We start from the raw sequence: 1,479 nt of genomic DNA on the forward strand, positions 1-1,479 counted from the left end.
GGGCTGCGGCCGGGGATAAGGCCGGGGCCGGGGAGGGTCTCGAGGAGACGGCGGGGGACCGGGCGGCAGAGCCGGTGCCCGAGCTGCGTCCACTCGTCGTCCTGGCCCGTGACGGGCTCGGCGCGGTGCCTCCGTTCGCCTCGGTGGCCGGCGCGGCGACGTCGCCGACGAGTCCGTTCGTCCGGGCCGCCCGCCGGGGCGAACGGCTGATCGTCGCACTGACAGCGGGCGAGTGGGATCCGCCGGCCGACGTCGAGCGGTGGATCCGCCAGGTGGGGGCCCACACGATGGCTGTCGTACCCGTGGTACGGGTCGGCCACGTCGTCGCCGTACTGAGTGTGACCGCCGTTGCGGATCGACCTCCGTTCACCGAAGCGGATCTGCTCTTGCTGACCGAACTCGCCGCCCGGGTGGGGGTCGTCCTGGACCGGATCGATCGGGGGACCGCAGAGCGCAGCAATGCGCTGGCGCTGCGTGAGGCGTTGCGCGGTTCTCCACCCGCCGTCCCGTCCGGGCTCGAGGTGGCCACCCGTTACCTGCCCGGCGGGGTCGATGACGACGCCGGTAGCGACTGGTTCGACGTGATTGACCTGGGAGCCGGGCGAGTTGCCCTGATGATCGGTGACGTGATGGGCCGAGGGATCCGGGCGACCGCGGTGATGGGGCAGCTGCGCGCAGCGGCCCGCACCTGCGCCCGTCTCGATCTTCCCCCGGCCGAGGTGCTGACGTTGCTGGACGACATCGTCGCGGACCTGCCCGGGGAGGAGATCGCCACCTGCATCTACGCGGTCGTTGAGATCGACAGTGGGGTGCTGACGCTGGCGAGTGCCGGGCACCCGCCGCCCCTGGTCGTCGCGCCGGACGGCTTGGTCTCCAGGCTCTACATGGCGGTGGGATCTCCACTCGGGGTGGCCCGGTCGGACGTGACCGAGTACACGGTGCGACTGGGACGGGGATATCTGATCGCCCTGTTCACCGACGGGCTCGTCCGGGGACGTGCGCGCGACCTCGACGCCGGGGTCTCGCAGCTCGCGGCCGCGCTCGCCCGCGCCAGCGACAGGTTCACCGCGAATCTGGACGACCTGGTCACCGCGGCGTGTGCCGGTCTCGGTCCCGCCGTCGCCCCCGGCCCAGTGGGTTCCGGGACGGTCGACGAGGTGGCGGTCGACGAGGTGGCGGCCGACGAGGTGGCGGCCGATGACGTCGCGCTTCTGTTCGCCCGGTTGCCCGTTGAACCGACGGCCGCGGCGGCCCTCCTGGACGTCACCTTCGACGGTGCGGCGAGCCTGCGCGCCGTGCGGGCTCAGGCCAGGCTCGCGCTGGAGAACGCGCCGCTGGCCTCGGAAGTCGTCGACACCATCGTTCTGGTGCTGTCGGAGTTGGCGAGCAACGCGGTGCGGCACGGTCGCCCACCACTGTCGGTGCGGCTGCGGCTGCTGGGCGACCGGGCCGTCGTGGAGGTCGCCGACGGTGGCGGCC

The 1,479-nt window shown here is 72.8% G+C and carries 1 protein-coding gene; it reads left to right on the forward strand.

The window, feature by feature from the left end:
• Positions 1-1,479: ATP-binding SpoIIE family protein phosphatase (locus tag AC08ON_RS14960; protein ID WP_476617183.1), on the forward strand; the 1,479-nt coding region annotated here is incomplete at both ends.

Source organism: Frankia sp. CoWAU3 (genome assembly GCF_977971855.1).